The organism is Aetokthonos hydrillicola CCALA 1050, from assembly GCF_017591665.1.
In the GTDB taxonomy this organism is placed as follows: domain Bacteria; phylum Cyanobacteriota; class Cyanobacteriia; order Cyanobacteriales; family Nostocaceae; genus Aetokthonos; species Aetokthonos hydrillicola.
In genome coordinates this window covers 1-1,712 of the sequence record NZ_JAAKGC010000360.1, presented here as the reverse complement: position 1 = coordinate 1,712, position 1,712 = coordinate 1, and the positions used below count along the sequence as shown (strand labels likewise).

Annotated in this window: 3 protein-coding genes; all 3 read right to left on the bottom strand. The window is 35.3% G+C overall.

All coding sequences use genetic code 11. From position 1 onward, the window contains the following. A partial coding sequence (gene csm3 / locus G4P69_RS37925; protein ID WP_208355083.1) for a type III-A CRISPR-associated RAMP protein Csm3 occupies positions 1 to 572 on the bottom strand: 572 nt, incomplete at its 3' end. 2 nt (positions 573 to 574) lie between these two features. After that, positions 575 to 1,126, bottom strand: a complete 552-nt coding sequence (gene csm2 / locus G4P69_RS37920; protein ID WP_208339493.1) for a type III-A CRISPR-associated protein Csm2 — start codon at positions 1,124 to 1,126, stop codon at positions 575 to 577. Between the two features lie 2 nt (positions 1,127 to 1,128). Continuing rightward, positions 1,129 to 1,712: Cas10/Cmr2 second palm domain-containing protein (locus G4P69_RS37915; protein ID WP_422614393.1), on the bottom strand; the 584-nt coding region annotated here is incomplete at its 5' end.

Genomic DNA, 1,712 nt, shown 5'->3' with positions numbered 1-1,712 from the left:
ATAATCAAACGTGCTGGACAGTTGCGTCCTTTAACTTTTATAAATTCTTTGAGAACTTCTCCTCTATTAAGTTGTGCTTGATTATTGTTTACAAATCTGCCTGTTTTAGCTTCATTAGCCCAAACAATATGACGAGGTGAGACATTTTGTACCCGTTCTAATGCTTGTGATTCAACCTTTTCTCTCTCTAACCAACAATTGGTACCACCAGTTGAACCAAAAAGTCGGGATACCTGACAGGTATTTGCGCCTTCATAACGTATTAATAGCCCATCAATTTCGGTAAATCCATCTTCTAAATCATCACTTTCGTAACGATAAGTACCGCTTCCTCCCGTACGATTAAGAGGTTTATTTAACAACCTTTCTAAAATTGAACGTAATTTGCCTTTGATAGATGAACCAGGAAGATAAGGATATTGAGTAATAGGATCACGGATAACGGGTTTATCTAAACCTCCGATGTCCAGATTTTCACCACCACCACCAATATGCAAGCCTGTTTCGACTATTAGGTGAGTGTTAATTGTAACTTTACCAAGTAAAGGTTTTTGTTCAATTGATGCAGGCATTATTATTTTCCACCTTCTGCTTTATGATAGGCAATAATTGATTCAATTAATTGAACTAAACGTTCAAAATCTTCCTTACTTTTTACTTTATCAATTGCTGCTGACATGACATCTGCTAACGGTTTAGCAGCCTTTTGTCTTGCAGATGCATAGGCAAGTTTTGGCTTGAGGAGAACAACATCGGCTTCGATTTGAGCAAATATTATTTCTCCCTTCTCTAAATCAGCTTTTTTTTGGATATTTTTGATTTTAGTCAGTAAATCTTCACTGGAAATATCTTTTTGTTCCTTAATTTGGCTCTTTTCTTGCTCTGCTTTATTTTGTATTCGATTTAACTCTTGCAAAATAATTTCATCTGGCTGTGTTAATTGAGCTTTTAACTGATTAATAGCATCTAAAAACTTCCTGACTTGATTTGTTTCTAGTCGTTGTTGTTTGAGATGGGAACCAAATTTCTCAGCATGTTTCACAAGGTCGCGTATTGGATATGATTTTAGCCCTTCTTTCAAACCTTGAATTGTTGTAGTAATTTCTTGAACGATTGTTTCTGCCATATTTATGATGCTCTGTTTAGGAGTTCAATCCAATTTGCAATTGCACGAAAATAAAGTGAATTATAAGGATTTTTCAATGAAGTACGAAACTCCTCATCCTTTAAGACGTTTTGGGGTAATCGAGAAAGAGTATAAGCAATTTTGGGTAAATGCAAATAGTATCGTGTACCTATCGCCTCCTCTGTTTTTCTGTCATCAATTTTTTTTAAAGCCTGCTCTTGTGTTTGCGCGGTAATTAGTAAATTACGGACAAAATTACGCGAATAATTTATTCCTATGTTCTCTTGTTCCAATCTCTTAACAAAAGGTAATATACCTAATAGCTTTGGTTGAGATTCTTTGTTGAGATATTTTCTTATTTCTGAATCGACTAAACTAATATCTTCAATTCCTAACCATTCATCCCATTTAAATACTTCACCAAATAAGCCTAAACTATCTTTCCCATTTCCTTTGGCTGCGTCTTCAGCTTCACCTGATTCTTCCGCAGCTTGATAGAGAGGAAATTTAGCATCTGCGATACTGATTCCTCCTGACAGAGTAATATCTGGATTATATCCGGTGTAAGCACGAAAGCATTGATAAA